Source organism: Streptomyces sp. NPDC004732 (assembly GCF_040609235.1).
Lineage (GTDB): Bacteria > Actinomycetota > Actinomycetes > Streptomycetales > Streptomycetaceae > Streptomyces.
The window spans coordinates 305,990-332,690 of record NZ_JBEXJR010000004.1 but is presented as its reverse complement, the minus strand read 5'-3'; the positions used below and the strand labels follow the sequence as shown (position 1 = coordinate 332,690).

At 70.8% G+C, this 26,701-nt stretch carries 24 protein-coding genes and 1 riboswitch; of the genes, 5 read left to right on the top strand and 19 right to left on the bottom strand.

The window, feature by feature from the left end:
- Positions 1 to 39: 39 nt before the first annotated feature.
- From ABZV77_RS13750 to ABZV77_RS13700, 11 genes are all read right to left on the bottom strand, one after another.
- Positions 40 to 1,845, bottom strand: coding sequence for a hypothetical protein (locus ABZV77_RS13750; protein ID WP_356255012.1), 1,806 nt, complete (start codon positions 1,843 to 1,845; stop codon positions 40 to 42).
- Positions 1,842 to 4,184: a hypothetical protein gene (locus ABZV77_RS13745; protein WP_356255010.1), complete on the bottom strand. Its 2,343-nt coding sequence runs from the start codon at positions 4,182 to 4,184 to the stop codon at positions 1,842 to 1,844. Before ABZV77_RS13745 ends, ABZV77_RS13750 begins: the two co-directional genes overlap by 4 nt.
- The gene (locus tag ABZV77_RS13740) at positions 4,181 to 5,050 is read right to left on the bottom strand and encodes a hypothetical protein (RefSeq protein WP_356255007.1); all 870 of its coding nucleotides are present in this window, start codon (positions 5,048 to 5,050) and stop codon (positions 4,181 to 4,183) included. The genes ABZV77_RS13745 and ABZV77_RS13740 overlap by 4 nt, the downstream gene beginning before the upstream one ends.
- 234 nt (positions 5,051 to 5,284) lie before the next feature.
- A complete protein-coding gene (locus ABZV77_RS13735) occupies positions 5,285 to 6,484 on the bottom strand; it encodes an acyl-CoA dehydrogenase family protein (RefSeq protein ID WP_356255005.1) in 1,200 nt (399 codons plus the stop codon).
- Positions 6,485 to 6,640: 156 nt separating this feature from the next.
- Positions 6,641 to 7,864 carry an MFS transporter gene (locus tag ABZV77_RS13730; protein WP_356255002.1) on the bottom strand — a complete coding sequence of 408 codons (1,224 nt, stop codon included), beginning with the start codon at positions 7,862 to 7,864 and terminating at the stop codon, positions 6,641 to 6,643.
- Positions 7,861 to 9,105 (bottom strand): ATP-grasp domain-containing protein, encoded by a 1,245-nt coding sequence (locus tag ABZV77_RS13725; RefSeq protein ID WP_356254999.1) that lies wholly within the window; start codon positions 9,103 to 9,105, stop codon positions 7,861 to 7,863. The genes ABZV77_RS13730 and ABZV77_RS13725 overlap by 4 nt, the downstream gene beginning before the upstream one ends.
- Complete coding sequence (locus ABZV77_RS13720; protein WP_356256041.1) at positions 9,102 to 10,280, bottom strand: pyridoxal-phosphate dependent enzyme; 1,179 nt, start codon at positions 10,278 to 10,280, stop codon at positions 9,102 to 9,104. The genes ABZV77_RS13725 and ABZV77_RS13720 overlap by 4 nt, the downstream gene beginning before the upstream one ends.
- A gap of 89 nt (positions 10,281 to 10,369) precedes the next feature.
- Positions 10,370 to 11,386 (bottom strand): ABC transporter substrate-binding protein, encoded by a 1,017-nt coding sequence (locus ABZV77_RS13715; RefSeq protein WP_356254996.1) that lies wholly within the window; start codon positions 11,384 to 11,386, stop codon positions 10,370 to 10,372.
- Positions 11,383 to 12,204: an ABC transporter ATP-binding protein gene (locus ABZV77_RS13710; RefSeq protein WP_356254993.1), complete on the bottom strand. Its 822-nt coding sequence runs from the start codon at positions 12,202 to 12,204 to the stop codon at positions 11,383 to 11,385. The genes ABZV77_RS13715 and ABZV77_RS13710 overlap by 4 nt, the downstream gene beginning before the upstream one ends.
- Positions 12,205 to 13,332 (bottom strand): iron ABC transporter permease, encoded by a 1,128-nt coding sequence (locus tag ABZV77_RS13705; RefSeq protein ID WP_356254990.1) that lies wholly within the window; start codon positions 13,330 to 13,332, stop codon positions 12,205 to 12,207.
- Positions 13,329 to 14,135 (bottom strand): methyltransferase domain-containing protein, encoded by an 807-nt coding sequence (locus tag ABZV77_RS13700; protein ID WP_356254987.1) that lies wholly within the window; start codon positions 14,133 to 14,135, stop codon positions 13,329 to 13,331. The genes ABZV77_RS13705 and ABZV77_RS13700 overlap by 4 nt, the downstream gene beginning before the upstream one ends.
- Positions 14,136 to 14,300: 165 nt before the next feature.
- On the opposite strand from ABZV77_RS13700, the gene ABZV77_RS13695 reads away from it, so the two are divergent.
- Positions 14,301 to 15,293: a DJ-1/PfpI family protein gene (locus tag ABZV77_RS13695; RefSeq protein WP_356254984.1), complete on the top strand. Its 993-nt coding sequence runs from the start codon at positions 14,301 to 14,303 to the stop codon at positions 15,291 to 15,293.
- Positions 15,294 to 15,343: 50 nt separating this feature from the next.
- Positions 15,344 to 15,967 carry an isochorismatase family protein gene (locus ABZV77_RS13690; RefSeq protein ID WP_356254981.1) on the top strand — a complete coding sequence of 208 codons (624 nt, stop codon included), beginning with the start codon at positions 15,344 to 15,346 and terminating at the stop codon, positions 15,965 to 15,967.
- A gap of 37 nt (positions 15,968 to 16,004) precedes the next feature.
- Here the strand turns inward: ABZV77_RS13690 and ABZV77_RS13685 are convergent, their stop codons facing one another.
- Positions 16,005 to 16,370: a ferredoxin gene (locus ABZV77_RS13685; protein ID WP_356256038.1), complete on the bottom strand. Its 366-nt coding sequence runs from the start codon at positions 16,368 to 16,370 to the stop codon at positions 16,005 to 16,007.
- A 150-nt stretch (positions 16,371 to 16,520) separates the two neighbouring features.
- On the opposite strand from ABZV77_RS13685, the gene ABZV77_RS13680 reads away from it, so the two are divergent.
- Positions 16,521 to 17,210 carry a YoaK family protein gene (locus ABZV77_RS13680; protein ID WP_356254978.1) on the top strand — a complete coding sequence of 230 codons (690 nt, stop codon included), beginning with the start codon at positions 16,521 to 16,523 and terminating at the stop codon, positions 17,208 to 17,210.
- 421 nt (positions 17,211 to 17,631) lie between these two features.
- Positions 17,632 to 19,266 carry a hypothetical protein gene (locus ABZV77_RS13675; protein WP_356254975.1) on the top strand — a complete coding sequence of 545 codons (1,635 nt, stop codon included), beginning with the start codon at positions 17,632 to 17,634 and terminating at the stop codon, positions 19,264 to 19,266.
- 77 nt (positions 19,267 to 19,343) lie between these two features.
- Here ABZV77_RS13675 and mmsB read toward each other — a convergent pair whose 3' ends face one another.
- From mmsB to ABZV77_RS13640, 7 genes are all read right to left on the bottom strand, one after another.
- Positions 19,344 to 20,279, bottom strand: coding sequence for a 3-hydroxyisobutyrate dehydrogenase (gene mmsB, locus ABZV77_RS13670; protein WP_356254972.1), 936 nt, complete (start codon positions 20,277 to 20,279; stop codon positions 19,344 to 19,346).
- Positions 20,276 to 21,361 carry an enoyl-CoA hydratase/isomerase family protein gene (locus tag ABZV77_RS13665; protein WP_356254969.1) on the bottom strand — a complete coding sequence of 362 codons (1,086 nt, stop codon included), beginning with the start codon at positions 21,359 to 21,361 and terminating at the stop codon, positions 20,276 to 20,278. The genes mmsB and ABZV77_RS13665 overlap by 4 nt, the downstream gene beginning before the upstream one ends.
- A complete protein-coding gene (locus ABZV77_RS13660; protein ID WP_356254966.1) occupies positions 21,358 to 22,512 on the bottom strand; it encodes an acyl-CoA dehydrogenase family protein in 1,155 nt (384 codons plus the stop codon). The genes ABZV77_RS13665 and ABZV77_RS13660 overlap by 4 nt, the downstream gene beginning before the upstream one ends.
- A 5-nt stretch (positions 22,513 to 22,517) precedes the next feature.
- On the bottom strand, positions 22,518 to 24,017 hold the full coding sequence (locus ABZV77_RS13655) for a CoA-acylating methylmalonate-semialdehyde dehydrogenase (protein WP_356254963.1): 1,500 nt from the start codon (positions 24,015 to 24,017) through the stop codon (positions 22,518 to 22,520).
- A gap of 210 nt (positions 24,018 to 24,227) precedes the next feature.
- Positions 24,228 to 24,415: riboswitch (cobalamin riboswitch) on the bottom strand.
- A gap of 76 nt (positions 24,416 to 24,491) precedes the next feature.
- A complete protein-coding gene (locus tag ABZV77_RS13650) occupies positions 24,492 to 24,764 on the bottom strand; it encodes a hypothetical protein (RefSeq protein WP_356256035.1) in 273 nt (90 codons plus the stop codon).
- 205 nt (positions 24,765 to 24,969) lie between these two features.
- Complete coding sequence (locus ABZV77_RS13645; protein WP_356254960.1) at positions 24,970 to 25,119, bottom strand: Clp protease N-terminal domain-containing protein; 150 nt, start codon at positions 25,117 to 25,119, stop codon at positions 24,970 to 24,972.
- Between the two features lie 14 nt (positions 25,120 to 25,133).
- Positions 25,134 to 26,153: a WYL domain-containing protein gene (locus ABZV77_RS13640; protein ID WP_356254958.1), complete on the bottom strand. Its 1,020-nt coding sequence runs from the start codon at positions 26,151 to 26,153 to the stop codon at positions 25,134 to 25,136.
- A gap of 146 nt (positions 26,154 to 26,299) precedes the next feature.
- Here ABZV77_RS13640 and ABZV77_RS13635 point away from each other — a divergent pair, with 146 nt between their 5' ends.
- Entirely contained in the window at positions 26,300 to 26,695 is a 396-nt protein-coding gene (locus ABZV77_RS13635) for a RidA family protein (protein WP_356254955.1), read from the top strand.
- Positions 26,696 to 26,701 lie beyond the last annotated feature (6 nt).

Genomic DNA, 26,701 nt, shown 5'->3' with positions numbered 1-26,701 from the left:
GTGGTTGCTGTCTTCAGTGGTCCGTCTGTTGACCGTCTGTCAGAGCGCGTCCTCGGCCTCCCGGAAACCGTCCGGCGCGGCGAGCGAGAACTGTGGGTCGCCGGAGCTCAGGCGCTGCCCGTAGGCGACGATCGTGTCCCGCAGGAAGGCGGCGCAGCTGTGCGCCGCGGCGGCCGCGTCCTGGTTCGGCGCGGCCATGAATCCGAACTCGGGGCGGGTCGCCATGGTCCGGACCGCTCGCGCCTCGGCTCCGCCGATGCCGAGCACGATCAGATGGGGTACGACCGAGTTGCCTCCCTGGTCGATGAGTTCGCGGTAGGCGGCGTCCCAGCCGGATCCCTCGTCGGGCACGCCTCCGGTGAGCAGGAAGACGATCGGCCGCAGGACCTGTGTGCGCTGGGTCTTGACCAGCGCGACGTCCTGCCGCAGCAGCGCCTGAAGGGTGCGGAAGGCGTGCTCGTACGAGAGCCCCTGGCGCCCGGTGAGGATCGGCGTCCGGGTGCTGGGCAGCACCGTTTCCAGCGGCAGCCGCAGTTCCGTTCCTGCGGCCATGCCCAGCAGGCACAGCCGCAGCGCGGCGGAGACCGCGGGTGCGCCGGAGAGCGCGGAGTGCAGGGCGGCGAGGCCGCGGTTGAGTTCGTCCAGGCAGTCAGGGGCCAGCGACTCGTCGATGACCAGGTAGATGAGCGCCGCCCCGGAGAAGGGGACGGGCACGGCCGACGACGTGGCGGCGGTGTCCGGTGCGGTCGGCATGGCGGTGGCGGCGGCCGTGGTCGGCGCGGCGTTGTCGGGTACGGGCTCGGGCACTGGTGGGTCGGCCTGCCGGGGCGGCACGGCAGCGCCCGGGTCCGGTGTGTCCCATGGCCGCGCGCCGGGCAGTTGCGGTGGGGCGGCGGCAGAGAGCTGGACGTGCCCGCCGGTGGCCTGGCCGACCTGTCCTGTCAGGTGCTGTCGCAGCAGGTCCAGGTCACCGGCCTGGATCAGGCCCTTCTCCGCCATCACCTGGAACAGGCCAAGCGCCCGCTGGTTCTGCAGTTCGGCGGTGGCGGCACGAGCCTCCTCCAGCTGCCGGCTCATGGCGAACGCCCCCGCGGCGTCGTGCGGGTGGGTGTTCAGGTACTGCCGGATGAGCCCCTCGCTGTTCATGAGCATCCCGGAGAAGGCCGCGTCGTGGCGCTTGGTGGCGTCGATCTCGTACGCCTGCTGCACCGCCGCGAGATCGCCCGCCCGATGGGCGGCCCCGATGTTCGGCACGTGTTCGGCGATGCCGATGCTCTCCGTCCGGCCTGCCTCGATCAGCGTCTCCAGGTAGGCCAGGGACTTGGCGTCGGGCCGGACCGAGACACGGCAGCCTTCCACCACCAGCCCCGGCGACAGGGAGGCCGGTGCCGCACAGAGTCCGCTCAGGTGGTTCTGGAGAGCGACGGCCTGCTCGATGCCGAAGCCCTGCCCGGCCGAGTGGAACCGGCTCACCAGATGCCCGTGCACCACGGGGAGGGCGTCCTGCAGACCCGAGCGCACCCAGTCCTCGGCGCCCGTCCAACCGTCGACGCGGAAGGTGAAGGAGACGGTCACCTGGAAGACGTGCACCCCGTCCCGGGAGACCAGCGGATTGTTCTCGAGCACGGCCGTGCGGTTCTGCGGCCGCATGTCGACCTCGTACCGCGTGCGGTACTTGGAGAGGAACTGCTGCCCGGCCCGCAGCGGGCGCCCATCGAAGCACACCACCTCACCTGTGGCAGTGGCGTAGACGACGGCCAGATGCGGCTCCCTCGCCTTGGTCGGGCCCGCCCCCAACCGGGGCACCGGCGACTGGCTGACGATCAACGAGACCGGCTGGTTCACCGGGCACCTCCTGGCTGAGCGGCATATCCGGACGGACCCGAGCGCAGAGCGCTGCCGAGGACCGCCGCGGAGCGGGGCAGGGGACGGAAGCAGTCGCGTCCGGTCCAGCGCGTGACGTTTCGTTGCAGGAGCAGGCTCACGCGGGGGCTGCGCACGGCGACGTCCTCGACCAACATGCTGACCAGGTCGTCGAGGAGCAGCGGATCGGTCTCGGCCTGCGCGGCCCATCGCTGGAGCACCACGTCGGCCTCGTCGCCGAACAGCTCGCCACCGATCACCTCGGCCCACAGGTAACCGAAGAGCCGCCGCAGGGAGCCGCCGCGCCGGTCCCGCACGGCCAGGTTCAGGAGAGTGGGGCGGCTGCGCGGCTGCGTGCTTCCGGCCACCGGCTCCTCGGTGACCAGTCCGTCGGCGAGGATCAGGAAGACGAGGTGTCCGCAGGCACGGCTCTCCGGTTCGTGCACCATCTCGGCCACGGCCCGCATCACGACCGGGGCGTGCGCCGCCACGTCCTGCGCCAACAGGTCGACGAAACCGTCACCGATGGCGATGGCCACCTGGATGTGGTCGATCGTGCCGAGCCGGGTGAGGGCAGCGACGGCGGTGCCGAGATCGACGCCGCCCAGACACAGGCCGTAGGCGCGGGCGGCAGCGGCCTGCAGCTCCCACGTACCGCTCAAGTACCAGCCGTTGACCAGGTTGTGGACGCCCGCCCACAGGGCCGGGTCACGGGCGCAGATCTTCAGGGCGTAGGCAATGGCCTCTCTCCGCTGCCAGCCGCACTCTTCGTGCTGCGCCCAGTGGGCGAAGACCCGGTTGGCGATGAACTCGAAGGACTCGGTTGCTATGAGCCCGAGCGCGGTCCCGGCGAAACTGCGCACCGGCAGCGAGGACGAGTCGACCAGCTCGGCAAGCCAGCCCACCAGCTCCTGCTGGATGCGGTACTCCGACCAGACGTGCCGGATGATCCGGGCCGGGTATTCGGCGTCGCGGTACTCGGCGACGGTGCACGGCAGCCAGCCGTAGTCGCCCTGGGTCACCGACCTGACGGTGCGGGCGCGGAGCTTCTCGGCGAACAGGCGGCGTGGCTGCGCGAAAGGGTCCTGGCGCAGCGGGACGGAGCCCTGTTCGACACTGGGCGTCAGCACACCGCGCTCGCTGCGGAAGCGCGCCAGCAGGGTGGTCGAGGCGAGTGCCACCTCCTCCTGCGGCAGTCCGCCGAGCACGGCGAGGGCTACGGCCTGCGTGCGGAGCACGGTGTCGCCGAGCCCCTCGAACCACTCCTCGGGCCCCTCGCCCACGGTCTGGTCCATCCGGGTCCGGACACGGTCCAGGTCGAGGTCCGGTTCCTGCTGCGGATCACCGGACGCTGGGCCGTATTCGTGCGCCAAGACCTCCGCGAGCCGGGCGGCGTCACGGCAGGCGGCGTCGTTCAGGAGCTCTTCGGCCAGTGCGGCGACGCCTGCCGCAGCGAGCGCTCTCTCGGCCTGCGCCTCACCCAGACGGTGCTCCAGGTGGGCTCGGAAGACGGCGAGCAGTCCGGTCGGCCGGACGATGCGCTGCACGTACTCACCGACGCCGGGGCCCAGTTCGTCATCGGGCCCGGCGATCAGGACCAGGCGGGCGTCCGCCAGGCGCAGCAGTTCCTCCAGGCTTTCGAGCAGCGGGCCGCGCAGCTCGCTCAGGTCGGGGGGCCGGTCGAGGACCAGGCCCGAGCCACTGCCGAGCTCCTTCAGCTCCGTCAGCCGAGCCAGGTCGTCGACGGAGTCGAGCCGGTACCAGGCCTTCACGTTGACGGCCATCAGCAGCCGCAGGGCCGCCGCGGTCTTGCCCGAGCCACCCGCCCCTCGCAGCACGACGGAGCGACGCTGCCACGCGTTGTCCTGCACGTCGTCCCAACGGGGCGGCTTCTGGAATGCATGCCGGACCGTTTCCACCGTACTTGCGGAGATGGCCCGCAGTACGACACCGCGTTCACCGGGGGCCTGGACAACGATCTTGTTGCCCTGGACCCAGTCGCGACCGATGTGGGTCCACGCCTCGCGGAGCAGACCGGCGCGCAGACTTCCCTGCCCGGTGCGAGCGGTGGCCTTCTGGGCGCTCGCACCCGCTCCGACATTGTCGCCACCGCTCCCCGGACCCGCAGGCTGCTGCGCCGCGGCGTCACCCGCCGGGGGACGCGCGTCCCCGCCGCCTCCGCCCGGCGGGGACGCACCTGCCCCGGCATTCGCCTTCCCCGGACCGGCCGCGTTGCCGGGCGGTCCGGGTGGCGGGGAGGGCGATGGCGGTTTGGGGCTGGGCGAGGGCGGTGGGGGCGGGGAGCCGCCCGGCGCGCTCATGACTCGTCCTCGGTGCCGTCTTCGTTCTTGGAGCCGTATGCGTTGTGCTCGTACTTGTTTCCCTGCACGTAATCCCTGCCGACCCTGCCGATGCTCACCGGATTGGTGCCCGCAGCTATCGGACTGTCCGTCACGTTGTTGAAGGTGAATGCGGACCCGGACGGTGGGGCCGGGGTCATCGCACCGGCCCCACCGTCCTCTCCTCCCGCGTCGACGCCCGGAAGCGGAGCTCCCCCTGCTCCGCCGGACGCCCCCCGTGGTTCCGCGGGAAGCCCTGGGGGCGCCGGGTAGCCGGGCACAGTGACCCAGCCCCGGCGCCGCTCACCGTGCTTGGTGACGAAGTCGGCGGGCAGATAGGCCGCCGGGTCGATCCCCGGGTAGTTGCCGCCCACCACCATCGCGTGCACGCTCTCCGAGAGGACCAGCACCAGATGGGCCCGCCGCGCCTGCGCGAGTACGCCCTTGACCGGGCCTGCGTCCACAAGCCGGGCGAGGTCATTGATCGCGGTACCGGTCCAGCGCTTGCCCTGCCGGATCACGAGTCCCTGGTTGAGACCGACCCTCAGCCGCATGCGGTGGGTCTCGTTGTACTTTTCCTGGTGCGCCTGCAACGCGTCTTCCAGCCCCCGCGTCAACTCGCGCAGCAGCCTGGTCGGGCTGGTCCCCACGGGCGCCAGGATCAGCATTCCGTCACCTCGGTCCTGGACCCGGCATTCCGCAAGTTTGAGCCCGGCCCTGGCGAGCGCGAATTCGACCACCTCGTACAACTCGCCGTGCAGCGTCGCCTGAGATACCTCCGGGCGCAGGCTGAAGTCTTCGATGTCCAGCAGCACAATCCAATAGCTGTGCGGATCCGACGACACCACGGCAGTCCTCCTGTGCTCGAGCAGGGGCTACGAGCACCCCGGCGACTCCATGCAAGGGCCTGTTTCCAGCAGTGTCTACGCCATGTGGCGCACAGCGTACGAGTTTTGACAGTTCATCATTGTCTGGGACGCACAGCCGTGCCTACAGATCGGACCCAGCAGAAAGAAAGTGGGCAGCCTCAAAGGCCACCCACTTTCTCACCCTGCTCGAATATGAATGACCGTCACAAAGCGCTAACGGCGCACCCGCGGCATCCCCAGTCCGATCCAGGAAATGATCTCGCGCTGAATCTCGTTGTTCCCTCCGCCGAATGTGAAGATGACCGCCGAGCGGTAGCCGCGTTCGAGTTCGCCGTGGAGGACCGTGCCCGCCGAGCCCTCCTTCAGGGCGCCTGCCGCCCCGACGACCTCCATCAGCCAGGCGTACGCGTCGCGGCGTGCTTCCGAGCCGTAGACCTTCACCGCGGAGGCGTCCTGCGGGGTGAGTGTGCCTTCCTGGACGGCGTTCACCATCTGCCAGTTGAGGAGTTTCATCGCGTCGAGCCTGGTGTGCGTCTTGGCCAGGCGTTGCCTGACCCAGCCGAGGTCGATGACGCGGCGGCCGTCGGCCAGCTTGGTGTCCATCGCCCAGCGCTGCACGTTGTGGAAGGCGCGGATCGCCATCGTGCCGTGGGCGGCGAGCGTGACGCGCTCGTGGTTGAGCTGGTTCGTGATCAGGCGCCAGCCCTTGTTCTCCTCGCCGACGCGGCGGGAGACGGGGACGCGGACGTTCTCGTAGTAGCTGGCGGTCGTGTCGTGCGAGGCGAGGGTGTTGATGAGGGTGCAGGAGTAGCCGGGGTCGCTCGTGGGGACCAGGAGCATGGTGATGCCCTTGTGGAGCGGGACTCCCTCTTCGGGGGTGGCGGTGCGGACGGCGAGCCAGACCCAGTCCGCCGTGTCGCCGTTGGTGGTCCAGATCTTCTGCCCGTTGACCGTGTAGTGGCCGGTCTCCTCGTCGCCCTCCCGTACCGCCTTCGTCTTCAGCGACGCGAGGTCCGTACCGGCGTCGGGTTCGCTGTAGCCGATGGCGAAGTCGAGCTCGCCGGAGAGGATCCGGGGCAGGAAGTAGGCCTTCTGCTCGTCCGTGCCGAACTGCATGATCGTCGGGCCGACGGTGTTCAGGGCCATGAGCGGCAGCGGTACGCCCGCCTGCGCGGCCTCGTCGAAGAAGATGAACTGCTCCATGGGCGAGAGCCCGCGCCCGCCGTACTCCTTGGGCCAGCCGACTCCCAGCCATCCGTCCGAGCCCAGGCGACGCACGGTCTCACGGTAGAACCGCTTCTGGGCGGCGGGTTCGCCGTACCGCGCATAGGCGTTGTCCGGCACCAGCTCGGCGAAGTACGCACGCAGCTCGGTGCGCAACTGCTGCTGCTCGGGCGTGTATTCGAGGTGCACGGCCCCTCCAGGCTCTACTGGCTCACTGCTTGGCTCGCTCGGTCCCGGACCTGACGGCGCACAGAGTAGAACCCGTTTCAGAAATAAGGAATGGGCAGCGCCTGGCTCTGACTCTCTGGCTCCGGCTGGCTGGCTACGGCCCCGAGCTCTGGCCCTCTAGGCTCGGCTCCGACTCCTGCGCAGAGCGCACAGCAACAGCGGTGGCAACAGCGCGCATTGCGCCGCGACCGCCACCCAGAAGAGGCCCGCGTGGCCGGAGCCCTCCGCCCACGCATAGCCCTCGCCTCCGGCGATGCCGCTGGCGAACGCGCCGATTCCCGCCGCCAGTCGCTGGCGGCCGAAGACGACGGCGGGCGAGCGGTCGGACCTGGACAGGGCTTCGAGGTCGTTCTTCAGGAAGAGGACGACCTCACCGAGGCAGATGAGCAGGGCACCGCCCAGGATGGCGGCGGGGTGGCCGAGGGCCAGCGCGGCCATGCCGGTGGCCAGCGCGGCGAAGCCGATGCGCAGGGCGCGGGGGTAGGGCAGGCGGGCGATCCAGTCCGAGAGCAGGGGCTGGGTGACCACGAGGAGCAGGGCGTAGAGCGCGAGTACGAGGCCGTAGAAGAGCGTCGAGGTCCTGCCCACGGCGTAGAGCGCGAGGTAGTGCTGGAAGAACATGAAGACGTACACGCTCAGCGCGGTGATCGCGAGGGGGAGGAGGGGCGAACCGGCGACCGGCTTTCCGTCCTCGGGGGGCCGCGCCCCGGGCCGGTGCCCCTCCTCCCCCGCCTCGGTGGCCCTTGGCAGCACCGCATGCCCCGCCGTGATCAGCCCGAACAGCACGGTCACCGCCGTGAAGAGCCCGGCCGAGGCCTTGAGCACGAACGGCGCGGCGGCGATCGGGCCCAGCGCGATGCCCGCGTTGAATGCCGAGCTGCTCGCGGAGAGCAGCGGGGCGCGGCGGTCCTCCTCCACGCCCGTGACCAGGTACGCCTTGTTCGCGGGCAGATAGAGCGCGGCCCCGCAGGAGACGAGGAACAGCGCGGCGACGGCCCACGCCGGACGGCTCAGCCCCGGCAGGAAGGTGGCGAAGCCCGCCGTGCGGATCACCAGGGCCAGCAGCATGGTGCGCCGCAGACCGATCCGCTCGGCCAGGGCCGCTCCCACCACACCGCCCGAGAACTGCACGAACGACGCGACCGCCAGCACGATGCCGACCGCACCGAGCCCCATGCCCAGCCGTTCGTGCAGCAGCACCGACATGAAGGGCAGCACGGCGAAGCTGCCCAGGGGTATGAGGAACGATCCGGCGAGGAGGAAGTACTGAGGGCCCGTGAACTCGGTGAAGGGTGCGAGGCGCGAACGCGACCGGGGCCGCAGTGGTGTCGTCCCTGTCATTCCCGGTCGTCGTCGCCGTCGCCCGCGACAGTCGGCCGTACGCTCCCGGCAGCGCTGAGCGCCCTGTGCAGCGCCAACTCCGCGGTCTCGGCCTCGGTCAGCACGATTCCCGTGCAGCCGCGCTGATCGCTCAGGTGCTCCACGCGCCGCCCCGGGACGGCCGTGGGGTACCACTCGGGCGAGCCGGGGAACGCGGCCAGGCCGTCGAGGCCGGTCCAGCCGGTGAGGGTGCCGGGGTGGTCGGGGTAGACGAGCACGAAGGCCGTGGCCGGGCCGGAGGCGGGTCCGGCCGCCACCGCGTCCAGCAGGGCGGGGCGCCTGCCGAGGGCCGTGTCGACCATCGCGTCGTAGACGTTGGTGCCCAAGGCACGGCACAGGGCCTCGCCGACGAGCGCGCCGCCGATGCGGCGGTTGATCTCCACCAGTTCCGGGCCGTCCGCGGTGAGGACGAACTCCACGTGTGCGAAGCCGCTGTCGTGTCCCGCGGCGGCCAGCACGCGGCCCGCCCAGTCCTCGATGAGGCCGAGTTCGGGGAGGGGGAAGGCGACGGGGAAGGCCGCGGCCTCTTCGCGGACGGACGGCTCGGGCGACATCTGGCGGCTGAGGACACCGAGCAGCTTCGTCTCGCCCTCCCAGCCGAGGGTCTCCGCGCTGTAGACGGGTCCGGAGAAGAAACGCTCGGCGAACAGCTCCCCGTTGAAGGGGCGTTGGGACGACTCGGCGAGCGCGGTGCGGAGCTGCCGCTCGTCGCGCACCGGCCAGACGTTGCGGGAGGAGGTGCCCGCGGAGTCCTTCAGGACGGCGGGCAGGCCGACCTCGCGGAGGATCTCGTCGGCCGAGGAGACATCGGCGGGCACGGCCAGCGCACGGCTGCCGCTCAGGCCCCGCTCGTGGAGAAGGGCGCGCACCCGGCCCTTGTCGCGCAGGATCCGTACCGCGCTCGGATCCGGTCCGGGCAGACCGAACTTGGCGGCGAGGTCGGCGCCGGGCACGCTCCAGGTGTCGGTCGAGTTGATGAGCCCGCTCAGGTCGGGCAGCGCCGACAGGGCGGCCGCGCAGGCCCCGGCATCGGTGGTGTCGATGTCGACGATGTCGAGTGCCCCGGGGTCGAGGTGGGCGAGTTCGTGACGGTAGACGTCGCGGTCGCCGGTGAGCAGGCACAAGCGGTGCCCGGCGTTGTCCGCCGCCTCGACGAGGCGGGCAAGCCCGAAGGTGAGTGCTTCCAGTGCGGCGATGGTCACGGTGTCTGGTTCTCCCGGTCCGGTACGCCGAGCGGGCCGCTCGCGTGTGTGAGGGGTGAGTCTGTCGCCCGGCCGAGCCGGGCCTTCGCCGATGCGGGTGCGGATCCGGATGCGAGTGCGGGTGCGGATCCGGGTGCCGATGTCGGTGCGGCTGCCGCACCGCCGCGTCGTACGTCATACGTACGCCGGTTCCACTCCATCGCCGACCAGGGCGGAGTGAGGTCGGCGAGGCCGGTGATCCGGTGCGGTTTGAGGGTGCGCGGGTCGAGCGCCTCACGGTGGCGGGCGAAGACGCGGTCGGTGTAGCGGTGTCCGGTGTCGGCACCGATGACCAGATGGGTGCGGCCGGGCTCGCGGGCGGCCTCCCAGCCCGCGACGAGGTGGGCGGCGCCGGTGGACAGCCCCGCGAACACGGCGTGTTCGCGCAGCAGACCCACCGCACCGGCCATGGCGTGCCGGAAGTCGAGCCAGTGCAGGGTGTCGTAGAGGTCGTGGTGGACGTTGTCGAAGGGGATCGAGCTGCCGATCCCCGCGATGATCGCCTCCGGGTCGCTGAACCCCTCGCTGCCGAAGGTGACGCTGCCGAAGGGCTGCACGCCCAGCAGCCGGACGTCGCGGTCGCGCCCGCGCAGCGCCTGGACGAGGCCGCCGCTGGAGGACCCGGTCCCCACGGCCCCCACCACGGTCAGCGGTACGTCGGGCAGCGCGCGGTCGACGAGGGCGGCGAACTCCCGGTAGCCGGTGTAGTGGACGGCGTCGTGGTACTGCCGCATCCAGTGCATGCCGGGCCGCTCCGCCAGCAGCCGACGGACGCGCCGGACCCGGCCCTCCTGGTCGAGCCGCAGGTCCTCGGAGGGCGGCATCTGGTCCACGGTGGCGCCGAGCACCTCCAGTTGGGCGCGCATCGTCGCGTCGACGGTGGTGGAGGCGACGATGTGGCAGTGCAGTCCGTAGCGGTGGCAGGCCATGGCAAGGGCGAGTGCGTAGATGCCGCTCGAACTGTCGACGAGGGTCTGCCCCTGTTGCACCGTCCCCCGCTCCAGCAGGGTGCGGACCGCGCCGAGGGCGGCGTAGACCTTGAGGGTCTCGAAGCGGGCGAGCACGACGTTGTCGGACAGCCGGAGCAGGTCCGGGGCCTTTATCGCATCGGTGATGTGGTCGTGGACCGGGGCGATTTCGGGTACGGAGCCAGGTTCGGGGAGGCGCTCGTCAAGCGGCGCGGCGTCGGCGGCGTGCGCCGTGTGCGTGGGGGTCACGGTCGGCGTCACCGCCCGACCGAACGCAGGTAGCGGCCCAGGTCCTCGGCGCCCGTGACATTGCGCGGGCCGCTGACGACATCGCCGTACGACATGACGTGGAAGCGGTTGTTCTTCACCGCCGGTACGGACTTCAGGCTGGGCAGCTTCTTCAAATAGGCGATCTTTTCCTTCGCGGGCTGGTCCGCGTAGTCGACGATCACGATGACCTCGGGCTTGGCCTTGATGACCGGCTCCCAGCCCACCGTCGTCCATCCCTTGTCGAGGTCGCCGAAGACGTTGGTGCCCCCGGCCGCGGTGATGATGTCGTCCGGCGCGGCGTGCCGCCCCGCGGTGAACGGCTGGTCGGTGCCCGAGTCGTAGACGAAGACCTTGGCCGGGTCGCGGTCCGCCCTGTCGGGCCAGGTCTTCTTCAGCGCGGCGACCCGCTCCTTGAGGTCGCCGACGAGCTTGTCGGCCCGCTTCTCCACACCGAAGATCTTGCCCAGGTTGTCCAGGTCCGTGTAGAGCGCCTGGAGTGGTGACACGTCGACGTTCTTGTTGCCGTAGTCCCAGCAGGTCTCGGTGTGCAGATAGCTGTCGACGCCGACCTTGTCCAGCAGGGCCGGGGTAATGCCGCGTTCCTCGCTGAAGCCGGAGTTCCAGCCCGCGAGGACCCAGTCGGCCTCGGCGTCGACGACGATCTCCCGGGTGATGCGCTCGCTGCCGAGGCGGTCGACCTCGGAGTACTTCTTGCGCCAGGGCGAGCCCTTGATGGACGGGTCGCCGAGCTTGTTCATGACGTAGCCGCGCATGCGGTCGGCGAGGCCGAGGGCGAACATCTTCTCCGCGCCGCTCACGTCGTAGGCGACCGCGCGCTCGGGGCGGGTGTACGTGACGTCCTTGCCGCAGTTGGAGACGGTGACGGTACGGGTGTCGGACTTGCTGTCCGCCGCCGACTCGACCTCGGCGCCGCAGCCGGTGAGCAGGAGCCCGGTGGCCAGCACCCCGGCGGCGAGGGCTCGGGGGAACGGTGGTCTGGTCACGAGTGGGGTCCTTCCGGGGAAGCTTCTGCGGGGGACGGGCTGTCGACGGTGGCCGGGGCGAGGTCGTAGAGGAGTTGGGGGATGCCGGTGCGCGGGTGCGGTACGACGACGGCGTCGACGCCGAACACCTTGCGGACCAGCTCGGGGGTCAGGACCTCGGCCGGATCACCGGCGGCGACCAGGCAGCCCGCGCCGAGCACGGCGATGCGGTCGCAGACCTGTGCCGCCAGGTTGAGGTCGTGCAGGGCCGTGAACACGGTCAGCCCCGAGCCGCGCAGGAAGGACAGCAGCTCCACCTGGTGGCGTACGTCGAGGTGGTTGGTGGGTTCGTCGAGGACCAGGAGACGGGGCTCCTGGGCGAGGGCACGCGCGACGAGCACGCGCTGCCGCTCTCCGCCGGAGAGGCTCAGCACGCTGCGGTCCGCGAGGTGCGACACGTCGAGACGGTCCATCGCCTCCTCGCAGAGCTCCCGTTCGTGGGCGGTGAGCGGGTGGTTGCCCTGCGCGTGCGGGGCGCGTCCCAGGGCGACGACTTCCTCGACGGTGAAGTCCAGTTCGGTGTGGCTCTCCTGGGTCAGGGCGGCCACGGAGCGGGCGCTGTCGCGCAGTTTCAGCGCCGTCAGGTCGGTGCCGTCCAGCAGCACGGCCCCTGACGTCGGCTTCAGCGCCCGGTAGACGCAGCGCAGCGCGGTCGACTTGCCGCTGCCGTTGGGGCCGACGAGCCCGACGATCGAACCGGCGGCCACATCGATGTTCAGCCGGTCGACGAGGGCGCGCCCGGCCGCCTCGACCGTCAGGTCACGGAGGGAGAGGACCATTTACCGGCCTCCGAAGAGATAGCCGCGGCGGCGCATCAGGACGACGAACACCGGCACCCCGATCAGCGCGGTGATGACCCCGAGCGGCAGTTCCTCGGGCGCGAAGGCGGTACGGGCCACGAGGTCGACCCACACCATGAAGACGGCTCCGGCGAGCGGCGCGACCGCGAGGACCCGTCGGTGCGTGGAGCCGACCCAGATCCGCACCACGTGCGGCAGCACGAGACCGACGAAGCCGATCGCGCCGCTGACCGCGACGATCAGCCCGGTGACGGCCGCGGTGAGCACGAACAGTCCGCGTCGCAGCGCGTCCGCGTCCACGCCCAGGCTTGCGGCGGTCTCGTCGCCGAGCGACAGCACGTCGAGGGACCGGCTCTGCCGCAGCAGTACGACGATCGCGACCAGCACCGCCGCCGTCACCAGGGGCAGGGACTCCCAGGTCGCCGAGCCGAGGCTGCCGAGCAGCCAGAACAGCACGGTCCGCGCGGCCTGCCCGTTCGGCGCGAGGAAGACCAGCACACTCATGAGCGCCTGGAAACCGTACGCGAGCGCCACCCCGGTCAGCACGAGCCGCAGCGGCGTCAGCCCCAGCGGTCCGCGCGCGGCCAGATACACCAGCACGGTCGCGCCGAGGGCGCCGAGGAACGCGGCGGCCGACAGGGCGTACACCCCGAGACCGGCGAAGATCCCGAACACGACGACCGCGGTCGCGCCCACGGAGGCGCCGGACGAGATGCCGAGCACGAACGGATCCGCGAGCGCGTTGCGCACCAGCGCCTGGATGGCGACGCCCACGACGGAGAGCCCGGCTCCCACGACCGCGGCCAGCAGGACCCGCGGGGTGCGCACGTGCCAGACGATGGCGTACCCCGTGGCGTCCTCCGCGCCGATGGTGCCGCCGGTGAGGGCCGCGGTGAGGAAGTGCACGACGTCGCCGAGGGGTACGACGGTCGGTCCCAGCGCGATGCCCGCAAGGACGGAGAGCACGAGGGTCACGGAGAGCGCCACCAGCGTGGTCAGCAGCCGCCCGCGGCCCGTGGGACGCTCTCCCTCGGCCCCTTGCCCGGGTTCGCCGCGCGAGCGGGCGGCGCGACGCGTGGGCGGCGTCGCGGATGCGGCCTCGGTCATGAAGTCCCCTCGTTCGCCTGCACGTCGACGTGCGGGCCGTGCCCAGTGCCGCCCAAGGGGAGTTCCGGACGGGTGCCGCTCACGATCAGCCGCTTCGAGTGGTTGTCGTACGGGCCGCCGTCGAAGTCCCCGTAACAGCGCACGTCGGTGAAACCGGCTGCCTCGAAGAGCGCGCGCAGCTCGGCCGCGCTGTAGAGGAAGGAGGTGATCGACGCCTCGCGCGCCTCGCCGTCCCGCACCAGCGTCCAGTCGGTGCGCAGCCGGGTCCAGCTGTCCAGGACGGTGTCGCGCTGCAGCACGTACGCGCCGCCGTCGAGCTCGACGACCTGGGGGCGCCCGATCCAGCCCGCGAGAACCTCCTTGCCCATCACGTCGATGAGCAGTCGTCCGCCCGGCATGAGCGAGTCGTGGGCGTTGCGCAGCACGCGCTCGTTGTCCCGCGGGTCGTCGAAGTAGCCGAACGAGGTGAAGAGGTTGAGCACCACGTCGTACGTCTCCGGCTCGACGTGGGTCAGCATGTCCCCCCGCACCAGCCGGACGTCCACCCCGGCCGCCTCGCACGCGGCGTCGGCCCGCTTCAGCATGGCCGGGCTGAGGTCGACCCCGGTCACCGCGCAGCCGCCGCGGGCCAGCGGCACGAGGTACAGGGCGGGCCCGCAGCACAGGTCGAGGACCCGGCTCCCGGCCGGAAAGCGGAGCAGCGACGACTCGGCGACCAGGCTCTCGACCTCCGTGCGCCTGCGCTCGGAGAACATGGTCTCGGCGAAGTCCGACCAGAATTCGTCGTCCTCGTACCAGTTCATGCGGCTGCTACCTCGTTCCGGTGCGTGCTGCGCGGGGCTGCGCAGGGGGCTCTGGTGCAGTGGTCGGACGGAGATCCGTTCTGGTTCCCGGCCGGTTGCGGCCATGTCCGGATGTGACAGGGAGTCGTCATTGCGGACATCGGACGGGGCGGTGAGGATGGGGACATGCCCCTCACACACCGGGTGGTCATCGCGGTCTTCCCCGATGTCGACCTCCTCGACGTCGCCGGCCCCGCCGAGGTCTTCGCGCTGGCCAACCGCGAGACGGCGGACCGCGCGGGCTACGAGGTCCGGCTTGCGGGGCCCACCGCCGGTGCGGTCCGGACGTCGGCGGGTGTCCGGCTCCTCGCGGACGTCTCCTTCGACGAGGTCGGCGCGGACGTGGACACCCTGCTGGTGCCGGGCGCGGTCGACATGGCCGACGAAGGGCCGGTGGCGCGTGTCGATCCCGCCGTGGTGGCGTGGGTGAAGGAGACGGCCCCGCACACCCGGCGCGTGGCGTCGGTGTGCGTGGGCGCGCATGTGCTGGCCGCGGCGGGGCTGCTGGACGGGAAGACGGCGACCACCCACTGGTCGACCGCTGCCCAGCTCGCCGCCGACCATCCGGCGGTCACGGTCGACCCCGACCCGATCTTCGTCCGCACCGACCGGGGGCGGCTGTGGACCGGGGCCGGGATCAGCGCCTGCCTGGATCTCGCGCTGGCCCTGGTCGCCGAGGACCAGGGCGAGCAGACCGCGCTGACCGTGGCCAGGCAGCTGGTTCTCTATCTGAAGAGGCAGGGCGGCCAGAGTCAGTTCTCGGTACCGCTGAGCCGCTCGGCCACCACTCGTCGTGACATCGACGAGCTATGTCTGTGGATCACTGACCACCTCGACGCCGATCTGTCCACGGTGGCCCTGGCCGCCCGGATGTGTCTGAGCGAGCGGCACTTCTCGCGTGTCTTCACGCAGGAGACGGGCACGAGCCCGGCGTCCTACGTGGAGGCCGCGCGCATCGAGGTCGCCCGTCGCCTCCTGGAGGCCACCGATCATCCGCTCGACCGGGTCGCGGCAGCGGCCGGACTCGGCTCGGTGGAGACCCTGCACCGGGCGTTCCGGCGCAGGCTCGCCACCACACCGGTGGCATACCGCCGCCGCTTCCGCACGCAGGCCGACTGACCTCGTGATGGATGCCTCGCCATACCCAACTGCACGATGAAAGAGACCTGATGAGCTCGGACAACCCGTCCAAGGCCCTGCGCGACGTCTTCGGCCTGGACAACCGGCCGCCCCGGATCGCCGACTCCGCCCTCGTCCTGATCGACTATCAGAACACCTACAGCACCGGCGTCATGGAGCTGCAGGGAGCCAAGGAGGCGCTCGCGGCGGGCGCCCGGCTGCTGGCGCGTGCCCGCGCCGCGGGGATTCCGGTCGTCCACGTCATCAACGACGGCGGCGACGGCACGCCGTACGACATCCGCGCCCACATCGGTTCGATCAGCGACGAGGTCGCCCCGCGGGACGGTGAGCCGGTGGTCGTGAAGACGTTCGCCGACTCCTTCCAGGCCACCGACCTGGAGAAGACCCTGACCGAGCTGGGCTTCGGCCCCGGAAGCGACAAGGACCTCGTCCTCGCGGGCTTCATGACGCACATGTGCGTCACCTTCACCGCGCAGGGCGCCGTGAACCACGGCTACCGGCCGACCGTCGTCGCCGAGGCCACGGCCACGCGGACGCTCACCGCGCCGGACGGCTCGGTCGTGCCTGCAAAGACGCTGCAGGCCGCCGCGCTGACCACCATCACGGACCGGTTCGGCCCCGTGGTGCGCACCGTCGACGGCCTGCCCGACTGACCGGCGCCGCCTCGCTGCCGACCATCCCGCCCGGCCCTCAGCCCAGCGTCGTCAAGAAGGTGTCGCACGCCTTCGCACAACGACGGCACGCCTCCGCACAGCGGGCCGAGGCGGGGTGCGGGTCGCACAAGGAGGCGCACTGGAGACAGACGGCGCGGCACCACTCGACCTGCATCCGGACCCGCTGCTCGTCCTGGTCGCTCTGTTCGGCGAGGACGCGGGAGGTCGCGTCGCAGACGTCCGCGCAGGCGGTGTTGAGGCGGGCCACGCCGCCGGGCTCGGCCGGGCCCGGGCGCATCGCACAGACGCGTACGCACTCGTCGCAGGCCTGAGCGCACGCGAAGCGGTCCTCCAAGTAGCGGACGAGATCCTGCTGGTTGAGTTCCTCCGGCCCCCTCTCCAACGGGGTGGCGGACGCGGTCGTGGTCGTGTCGTACGCGGTTCTCACGGGGCCCTCCCTTCGGATCCCGGACGGGTAGCCGGGGCGGGGCGGGCCAAACCGGTCGCCCGCGCCGTCCTCGCTGACGGCTCGCACCGAGGTAGAACGAGCGGCATGACGACTCACTCCGGAAGCCGTGCCGTGCCGACCTCGGAGATCGGTGACCGTCATCCGCTGTCACTGGTCCTCGTCACCCTCACCGCCGTCAGCGGCCTCGTCGACGCCATCTGCTACCTCGGTCTGGGCCGTGTCTTCACGGCCAACATGACCGGAAACGTCGTCGTCATCGGCTTCGCGCTGGCGGGGGCGCCGGGGTTCTCCGTGACCGGCTCGCTCGTGTCGCTCTCGGCCTTCCTGGTCGGTGCCGTCGCGGCGGGCAGGCTCGCGGGCGCCTTCCGCGACCGGCACCGTGTGCCGTGGGTCCGCACCGCGGTGTGGATCGAGGCCGCGCTCCTCGGCATCGCCACCGCCGTCGCGTTCGCGTCGGGGGGCGAGCCGCCCTACCCGGTGATCGTCCTGGTGGCCCTCGCGATGGGGATGCGCAACGGCACCGTGGGCAGACTGGCGGTGCCCGCCATGGCCACGACGGTCCTCACCGGCACCCTGGCGGCGCTGGCCGCCGATTCACGCATCGCGGGCGGCACCGACCGGCGCGCCGTCCGCCGGGTCGTCGCCGTGACCGCGATGACCGCGGGCGCGATCCTGGGCGCGTGGCTCGTCCTCCACCACGGGATCGGCTGGCCCCTGCTGCTGAGCACGCTGACCGTCGCCGCGACGGCCGTCGCCTACCGCGAACACGACTGAAGAGGACCGGGATACGCAGGTGGGCCCCGCCGCGACGGGGGAGACACGGCGGGGCCCACCCATCGAGTGCCCGCTGAGAAGACCCTCACACCCACGTGTCGTATCGACTTTCGAGCGCGACGGCCGACGCCCCGCGCCGGGCCCCCGTCACCGGGGCGTCGCGTCCACCCGTGGCAAGTTCACGCCCACGCACCCCTCCAGGCGTCCCGACCGCACGACCTCACTCGCACACACGTACCCCCGTCGGGTCAGAAAGCCCCTGGGAACCCGTACTTGCAAAACCTTTCTGGCCACAATTCAGACGAATGCGGGTCGCCCTTCCCGCACGCCTCTTGGCTCATTGACGCTGTTGTGCTGCGGGAGTAGGAAACCAGTAACATCCCGGGCCCATCCGGCGGTGGTCAATATAAGGGGGTAGCCCATGGCCATCGATCAGAAACAGCTGCTCCAAGGAATTTACGACGCGATCTTCGACGCGCTCACCACCACTCCTTCCGGAATCGGTGGCGGGCAGCCCATTTTGCGGCGGGCACAGACTTACATGTCGCTGCAACTACCCGGAAATCCCGTGGACGCGGCGCAGTTCGCGAACCCGTGGTCCCCGAACAATCCGACCGGTTCCGTCGCGGCAAGCGAGAACTTCGCGACCCTGGTGGACCCCGTCCCCCTGCTGACACCGGCCTACGCGGTCGGCGGCGTCAGCACCGACAACGTCTACGGCGAGATCGTCCGCGCGAACGTGAATCCGCCACCCGCGGACCCCGAAGGGCAGAAGGCGTACGAGAAGGCGTTCAATCTGCTGTTCGTGGACGGCCAGGACTTCGACCAGGACGGTCTTCCCGTCACGGTGAAAGTCGACTCTCCGCTGTATCGCAACTACAAGAACAAGTTCCAGCTGTACACCGCGGCCCTGCTCAGCTACACGACGAACTTCCTCCAGTACGACCTGAGCAAACCCGAGGACCAGCGGAAGTGGGCCATCCTGGCGCCGGTGCTGAGGGCGCCCGTGGACCTCGCCTATCAGGACCTTCAGGCGGCCAGCCCCGGTGTGGTGGAGAGCGCCCTCGCCACCCTCGGGCAGTTCCAGCAGTCGAGCCTCGCGGGAATCTTCTCCCGCGCCCGGCAGACGTATCTGCAGACCAGGCGCGGCAGCCTCGTCGACGCCAACATCTTCTGGCACCTGTGCGAGGCGTTCCCCGGCAACTGGTTCGCCGAATCAGGAGCCGCGAACTTCACGGCATTGACGCTGACGTCCAACCGGCTCCGCATCAACGAGGAGTCGCGATTCTCCCGCTATGGCGCGGGCGGCGGGATCAATCTCGGTCTGTGGCGGGTCGGTGCCGCCGGATCCACGGAAAGGACGCAGTACAGCCTCCACACCGAGACATCGAACATGAACATCTCCTTCCGTTTCGGCCGGATCGAAATACGCCGCCGCTGGCTGGACTCATCACTGACGTCCTTGCGCGGCTGGAGCACGGCAGGCCGTCGGCCGGGCGACTATTCGACCGGCGAGATCAGCGACAAGAACGAGGGAATCTTCTCCCTGCTGCCGACCTCCTTCATCGTGGCCAGGGACATCAAGATAAGCGCCGACTGGGGAACCACGGACCTGCAGCGGGCCACACAGGCCACGTCGATACGCAGCAGCGTCGGAATAGGCCCCTTCTCCCTTTCGGGCAGTTACCAGAACAGCTCGTCGACCCGTCGATTCGCGTCGTCCTTCGACGGCACGACACTCACGGTCCCCGGCATGCAGATCGTCGCCTGGCTGAGCAGTCTGGTGCCCTACTCGCCGCCGACCGACGGTCCGCCTTCGGCCAGGGCGGAGCAGCTGGCCCTGGCGGCGGCCCGACAGCCGACGCGCACCAACGTGTATGCCATTCCGTGGCTGGAGCGCACGGGCAGTGGAGACGGCGAAGCCACCACCGGCCAGGGCGCATCGCCCGCTTCGGGCACCGAAAGCGTGCGGGAAGACGCAACCGAGGCAGCAGGTGCCATGGCCGCGCCCGCCCCCGACGCTCCCGACAGTCAGTTCATCTCGGCGGAATCATGAGCACCGCCGCCACTCCATAGTGACCCGCGCACACTGACCGCAAGGCCACGGCGGCCTTGCGGTCAGCTCTGCTCGCCTCAGGTCGCGTGCTCACCGGACCGCTGCCTGATCGTCTGCACGATCGCGGAGAAGTCGCGGTCAGCCCCTCCCTCCTTGGCGAACTCCGCGTACAGTTCGGCGGCGCGCAGGCCGAGTGCGGCGTCCACGCCCGTCGCGCGCGCCGCCCCGGCGGCCAGGCCGAGGTCCTTCGCCATGAGGGCGGCGGCGAAGCCCGGCCGGTAGTCACGGTTGGCCGGGCTCGCGGGGACCGGCCCCGGCACCGGGCAGTTGGAAGTGAGCGCCCAGCACTGGCCGGAGGCGGTCGAGGCCACGTCGAAGAGCGCCTGCGGGGTCAACCCCAGGCTCTCGCCGAGTACGAAGGCCTCGCTGACGGCGACCATCGAGATGCCGAGGATCATGTTGTTGCAGATCTTCGCCGCCTGCCCGGCACCGGCGTCCCCGCAGTGCACGGCGCGCTTTCCCATCGCCGCCAGCAAGGGCTCCACCTCGGTGAACTCCCCCGTGCCGCCGCCCGCCATGAAGGTCAGCGTGGCGGCCTCGGCCCCGACCACCCCGCCGGAGACCGGCGCGTCGAGGGCGCGGTGGCCCGTGGCGGCCGCGGCCTCGTGCGCGGCGCGGGCGTCCGCGACGTCAATGGTGGAGCAGTCGACGAACAGCGTGCCCGGCGCGGCCGCGGCGAGCAGTCCCTCGTCCTGGTAGAGGGCGAGGACGTGCCGCCCGGCCGGAAGCATGGTGATCACCACGTCGGCGTCCGGCACCGCCTCGACGGCCGAGGCGGCGGGCACGACTCCCCTCGCCGCCGCGGCGGCGAGGGCGTCGGCCGACAGGTCGTGTCCGACGACGCGGTGCCCCGCCGCGACCAGGTTCGCGGCCATCGGCCCGCCCATGTTGCCGAGGCCGATGAAGGCGATGGTCCTCGCCTCCGGCGCCCCTGCGCCCGCGGTCCCGCTCACCACGCCACCTCCTGTGTCACGGCGCCGCCGTCCAGGGCGAGTCCCCCGTCTCCGGGCGGCGCGAAGAAACGTACGACGTCGTCCGTGCCCACCTCGGCGAGCGTGCCGGGGTTCCAGCGCGGCGAGCGGTCCTTGTCGATGACCTGGGCGCGGATGCCCTCCGCCAGGTCGGGCGAGGTAAGGGCAGCGGACGACACGCGGTAGTCCTGGCCCAACACCGCTTCGAGCGAGCCGAGTTCACGCGCCCGCCGCAGCGCCTCCAGCGTCACCTTGAGGGCCGTGGGCGACCGGCCGAGCAGTGTCTCGGCGGCCTCCTTCGCCGCGCGCGAACCGTCCGCCTGCAGACGGTCGACGATCTCCTCGACCGTTGCGGCGGCATAGCAGTGGTCGATCCACTCCCGCTCGTCCGCGAGTCGGCCGGGCGGCGCGTCCTCGACGTACCGCGCGAGGACCTCTCGTACCGGCGCATCGGCGAGGCCGGCGAGCAGACCGGGCAGGGACGACGACGGTACGAAGTGGTCGGCGAGGCCGCACCTGAGCGCGTCGCCCGCCGCCACCTGCGCCCCGGTGAGGGCGAGATGGGCGCCGAGGCCGCCGGGCGCGAGGCCAAGCAGGTAGGTGCCGCCGACGTCGGGCACGAAGCCGATGCCGGTCTCGGGCATCGCCACCCGGGAGCGTTCCGTGACCACGCGCACGCCCGCATGCGCCGAGATGCCGACACCGCCGCCCATCACGATGCCGTCCATGACGGCGACGAACGGCTTGGGATAGCGCGCGATGCGGGCATCGAGGCGGTACTCGTCGCGCCAGAACTCCCGCGTCGCCGCGCCGTCGCCCGCCGTGACGTCCTGGTGGATGGAACGGATGTCGCCGCCCGCGCACAGGCCCCGCTCCCCCGCACCCGTGAGGACGACGCTCTCGATGGCGGGGTCCTGTTCCCAGGCGGTCAGCGCCTCGTCGATGCGGAGCACCATGGCGTGGGTGAGGGCATTGAGGGCCTTGGGGCGGTTGAGGACCAGCTGGCCCGCGCGGCCCTCGACGCGCAGCAGCACGGAGTCGACGGCGTCCTCCGCCGCCGTCATCGGACGGCCTCGGTCAGTCCGCGGGCCACGATCAGGCGCATGATCTCGTTGGTTCCTTCCAGGATCTGGTGGACCCGCAGGTCCCGGACGATCTTTTCGATGCCGTACTCGCTCAAGTAGCCGTATCCGCCGTGCAGTTGGAGTGCCCGGTCGGCCACGGAGTAGCCGGTGTCGGTGGCGAAGCGCTTGGCCATGGCGCACAGCTGCGGGGCGCGCGGGTCGTCCCGGTCGAGCGCGTCGGCGGCCTGGCGCACCAGGGCGCGGGCGGCGGACAGCTCGGTGGCCATGTCGGCGAGCCGGAACCGCAGCGCCTGTGCGTCCAGGAGGGACGCGCCGAACGCCTCACGGTCGGCGAGGTAGGCCACGCTGCGGTGCAGTGCGCTCTGGGCGCCGCCCAGGGAGCAGGCCGCGATGCCGAGCCGTCCGCCGTTGAGGCCGGTCATGGCGATGCGGAAGCCCGCTCCCTCGTCCCCGAGGCGGCGGTCGGCCGGTATGCGCACGCCGTCGAGGAGCACTTGGCGGGTGGGCTGGGCGTTCCAGCCCATCTTCCGTTCGTCGGGGCCGAAGGTGAGGCCGGAGTCGTCCCGTTCGACGACGAACGCGGAGATGCCGCCGGGCCCTTCCTCGCCGGTGCGCGCCATGACGACGTACACGTTCGAGGTGCCCGCTCCGGAGATGAACTGCTTGACGCCGGTCAGGACGTACGCGTCACCGTCGCGTTCGGCGCGGGTCGTCAGGGCCGCGGCGTCCGATCCTGCGCCCGGCTCGGTGAGGCAGTAGCTGCCCAGTGACGCGGCGCTGCACAGGTCCGGCAGCCAGCGGGCGCGCTGGTGCTCGTCGCCGTACCGGTCGATCATCCAGGCGACCATGTTGTGGATGGAGAGGTATCCGGCGATGGAGGGGCAGCCGGTGGCGAGGGCCTCGAAGACGAGGGTCCCGTCGGTGCGACTCAGGCCCGAACCGCCGTGCTCCTCGCGTACGTAGACACCGCCGAGGCCCAGTTCGGCGGCCTTGCGGAGCACGTCCACGGGGAAGTGCTTGTCGCGGTCCCATGCGACGGCGTGCGGTGCGAGGTGTTCCTCGGCGAAGTCGAGCGTCACCTCGGCCAGTGCGAGCTGGTCCTTGGTGAGGGCCGTGGCCATCGTGGTCATCGCCGTCATCCCATCGTCGGGATGGTGAAGTTCGCGCCTTCCCTGGCTCCGGAGGGCCAGCGCGAGGTGACGGTCTTGGTGCGGGTGTAGAAGCGGACGGCGTCGGGGCCGTGCTGGTTCAGGTCGCCGAAGCCGGACCGCTTCCAGCCGCCGAAGGTGTGGTACGCCACCGGGACGGGGATCGGCACGTTGACGCCGACCATGCCCGCGCCGACGCGGCGGGTGAAGTCGCGGGCGGTGTCGCCGTCCCTGGTGAAGATCGCGACGCCGTTGCCGTAGGGGTGTTCGCTGGGCAGGCGCAGGGCTGCCTCGTAGTCCGCGGCGCGGGCCACGCACAGCACCGGGCCGAAGATCTCCTCGCGGTAGATCCGCATGCGCGGCGAGACGCGGTCGAAGAGGGTGGCTCCGGCGAAGAAGCCGTTCTCGTGTCCGGGCAGGGTGAAGTCGCGTCCGTCCACGACGAGTTCGGCGCCTTCGTTGACGCCGATGTCCACGTAGCGGCGGACCCGGTCGAGGGCGTCCCGGCTCACCAGCGGCCCGAAGTCGGCCTCCGGGTCGTCGGACCGTCCGATGCGCAGCTCGGCGACGCGTTCCTTGAGCCGGGTGACAAGCGCGTCGGCGGTCTCCTCGCCGACGGGGACGGCGACCGCGATGGCCATGCAGCGCTCCCCCGCCGAGCCGTACCCGGCGCCGATGAGGGCGTCCACGGCCTGGTCGAGGTCGGCGTCCGGCATCACAATCATGTGGTTCTTGGCGCCGCCGAAGCACTGGGCGCGCTTGCCGTGCGCGGCGGCGGTGGCGTAGATGTGCGCGGCGATCTGGGTGGACCCGACGAAGCCGAGCGCCTGGACGCGCGAGTCCTCCAGGAGGGTGTCCACCGCCTCCTTGCCGCCGTTGACGACGTTCAGGACACCGGGCGGCAGGCCCGCCTCCAGGAACAGCTCGGCGAGCCGGAGCGGCACGGAGGGCGCGCGTTCGGACGGCTTGAGGATGAAGGAGTTGCCGCAGGCCAGCGCAGGGGCCGCCTTCCACAGCGGGATCATCGCGGGGAAGTTGAACGGGGTGATGCCCGCGGTGACGCCGAGCGGTACCCGCAGGGAGTGCACGTCGATGCCGGTGCCTGCGTTGTCGGTGAACTCCCCCTTCTGCAGGTGCGGGATGCCCGCGGCGAACTCCACCACCTCAAGACCGCGTTGCAGGTCGCCGTGGGCGTCGGCGACGGTCTTCCCGTGCTCGCCGGAGAGCGTCCGGGCCAGCGACTCCCGCTCCCCTTCGACGAGTTGCAGGAACCGCAGCATCACGCGGGCGCGCCGCTGCGGATTCCACTCGCCCCATTCGCGCTGGGCGGACTCGGCATCGGCGATCGCCGCGGTCGTTTCCGCCCGCCCGGCGAGCGGCACCTGGGCTTGTACGGAGCCGGAGTTGGGGTCGTACACGTCGGCGAAGAGCCCCGACGTCCCGGGGACGTGCTTGCCGCCGATGAAATGTGTCAGTTCACGGACCATGAGAGCCTGCTCTCGTCAGGTGAGTCCGGGGATGGCACGGCAGGCCGACGGCGCCACCGGGTGAGGTGGGCGGGCGGTTCTGTCGTGGGACGCGAAGGCCTAAGAGCCGTCGTGGAGTCGAGCGCCGGCCGGGGCCGTCGCTCGCTTCGCCGGTTCACCTGGGTCGTGGGTACGGACCGGTGCCATGCGTGTCTGCTCCATCCTCGTGGACAACACGGAACACCCCACGGCCGGTATCCTGACTCCCGGATCAGCGCGCGCTCTCCCGCCTTCCCGACGGAACTTCTCCGTCAGTGGCGTATCGCTCGGCGAGAACGCACTCCCCGGTCACAGTGGCGGGACCGCGCCGGATTCACACCGGCTTCCCTGCACCGCGGGCTATGGTCACGAAGATATAGTTGGACGTCCTAGTAAGTCCACCCCCACCTTTCGGCGACGGCGGCGGTTTCGTCGCGAAGGCGGCCTGCGCGACGCTCACTGACCGCCCTTCAGCTTGATGATCTTCCCGTTCTCGTCGAGCGTGTGATCGCTCCAGTACGTGTCCCACTTGTCCCCGACGTGCTCGGGGACCTTCCCCTCCGGGTAGCGGGCATAGCCCTTCGGCGGCTCTTCCCCGTCGGGCTGGCATGCGGACCCGCTGCTGCCCACCCGCAGAACGGGATACTCGCCGCCACCGCAGGTCGCGTCCTCCATGGAACAGCCGGTCAGCGCCGCGGCCGCCGCCGCTCCCGCCAGCGCGAGCCCCACGAGGGATCGCGCCGACCGGCCACCGGAGACGCGGGACGCCGGGCGAACTCGGATGCTGCTGAGCACAGTTCTTTCCTCTCATCGACCTGTGCGTCCAGCTTGCGCGAGCGGTGGGGTGCGGATCATGAGTACGAGTACTCAGACGGCCTGTGCGCCCTACTTGATCACACCCGTCGACCACTGCTCGTCGTTTACTGCTCGCCGTTTACTGCTCGTCGTCTGCGGTGAGCCGTTCGGTGATCGCCGTCGTGACCGTCTCGTACAACTCGGCGGACGTGAAGCCGAGACTGCGCAGGAGGTGCTCGGTCCCGATGGAGTCGTGCTTCTGCGTCCTGGCGGCCTCCTGGGCCAGCACGATCCCGTGCCGGTTCAGCTCGGTCCATAGAGTGCGGCGATCTCGGCGGCGCGGTCGTGCAGGGAGGTGCGCAGCCACTGCGGGGCCAGGACTTCCGCGAGCGTGGAGAGCTGCCAGAGGGCCCAGGTGGCGTGCCGGGCATCCTGGAAGACCACGCTCAGCCGCAACCAGCCGTCCGCGTCGGCTCCCCTGTCTGCTTCGGCTCCCCTATGTGCCTCGGCTTCTTCGTCTCCTTCGTCGAAGACCGCCAGCGCGGTGCCCACCAGGTCCTTCCGTCCCGCCGGGTCCACCCGTACCCGCACGGTGACTTGGTCGCCGCCGCCGTTCCGGAACCGTGTGTTGCGCTCCTGCCAGGCCCGGTCCAGGTCGACCGCGGCCGGTCGCTGCGCGGGTTCACCGAGCGCCTCGGCACCCAGCACCCGGGACAGCCGGTAGGTGCGGTCGGCGCCGGCGCGCGTGGCCAGCAAATAGCCCTGGTTGCGGACGGTGACCAGGCCGATCGGGTCCACCGTGCGCCATTCCGGGGGCCGCCCCGGAGGCGCGTAGTGGATGCGCAGCTTCTGTCCGGCGAGGACCGCGCGCCGGACCTGCGCCACAGTCGCGTCGGGCACCTCCTCGGCTTCCACGCGCCGCGCGAGGAGGTCCAGCTCCGGGTCGATGAGCAGTCGCTGGGCCGCCCCTGCCGCAGTGCCGCGGAGGTCTTCGGGCAGCGCGTCGAACACCTTGAGCATGGCCGAGGCGAGCGCCGAGCCGAGGCCGAACAACTGCGCGCCGCGGCGTGATCCGGCGACCAGCAGGGCGAGCGCCTCGTCGTGGTTCAGTCCGGTCAGCGCCGTCTGGAAATCGGGCAGCAACGAGAAGCCGCCGTGTCGGCCGCGTTCCGCGTAGACCGGCACGCCCGCTGCGGACAGCGCCTCGATGTCGCGAAGCACCGTGCGGGTGGACACCTCCAGCTCGCGGGCCAGCGTGTCCGCAGTCATCCGACCGCGCTGACGCAGAAGCAGCACCAAGGAAACCAACCGGTCGGCGCGCATGCGAAAACACTAGCGAAATACATGACTGGAGATGTCATGTATTGCTGGAAGGCTCCTTCACACGACGTCAGAGCGCGGCGGCTGCCGGGCCGATGGACGTACGTACCGTCAGCGAACCCACTGAACCGAACGGAGCCAAAGCGGCGATGGAACGAATTGCAGTCAACCCGGTGTCCTGGTCGACAGAGCTGGGCTTCAACCAGGGTGAGGTCGTGTCCGGGCACACGCGCACCTTGTACATCTCGGGGCAGACCGCGATGAGCAGCGAAGGCAAGCCCCAGCACGACGGTGACATGGCGGCGCAGCTGGCGCTGAGCATCGACAACGTCAAGGCCGTGCTCGCCGAGGCCGACATGTCCCTCTCGGATCTCGTCCGGCTCAACGTCTACACGACCGAAGTCGACCTGCTCTTCCAGCACTACGGCGTGCTGGCCGGGCAGTTGGGCGCCGCAGGGGTCGCGCCGACCACCACGATGCTCGGGGTGACGCGGCTGGCGATACCCGGCCAGCTGGTCGAGCTGGAGGGCACGGCCGTCGCGTGAGGTGAC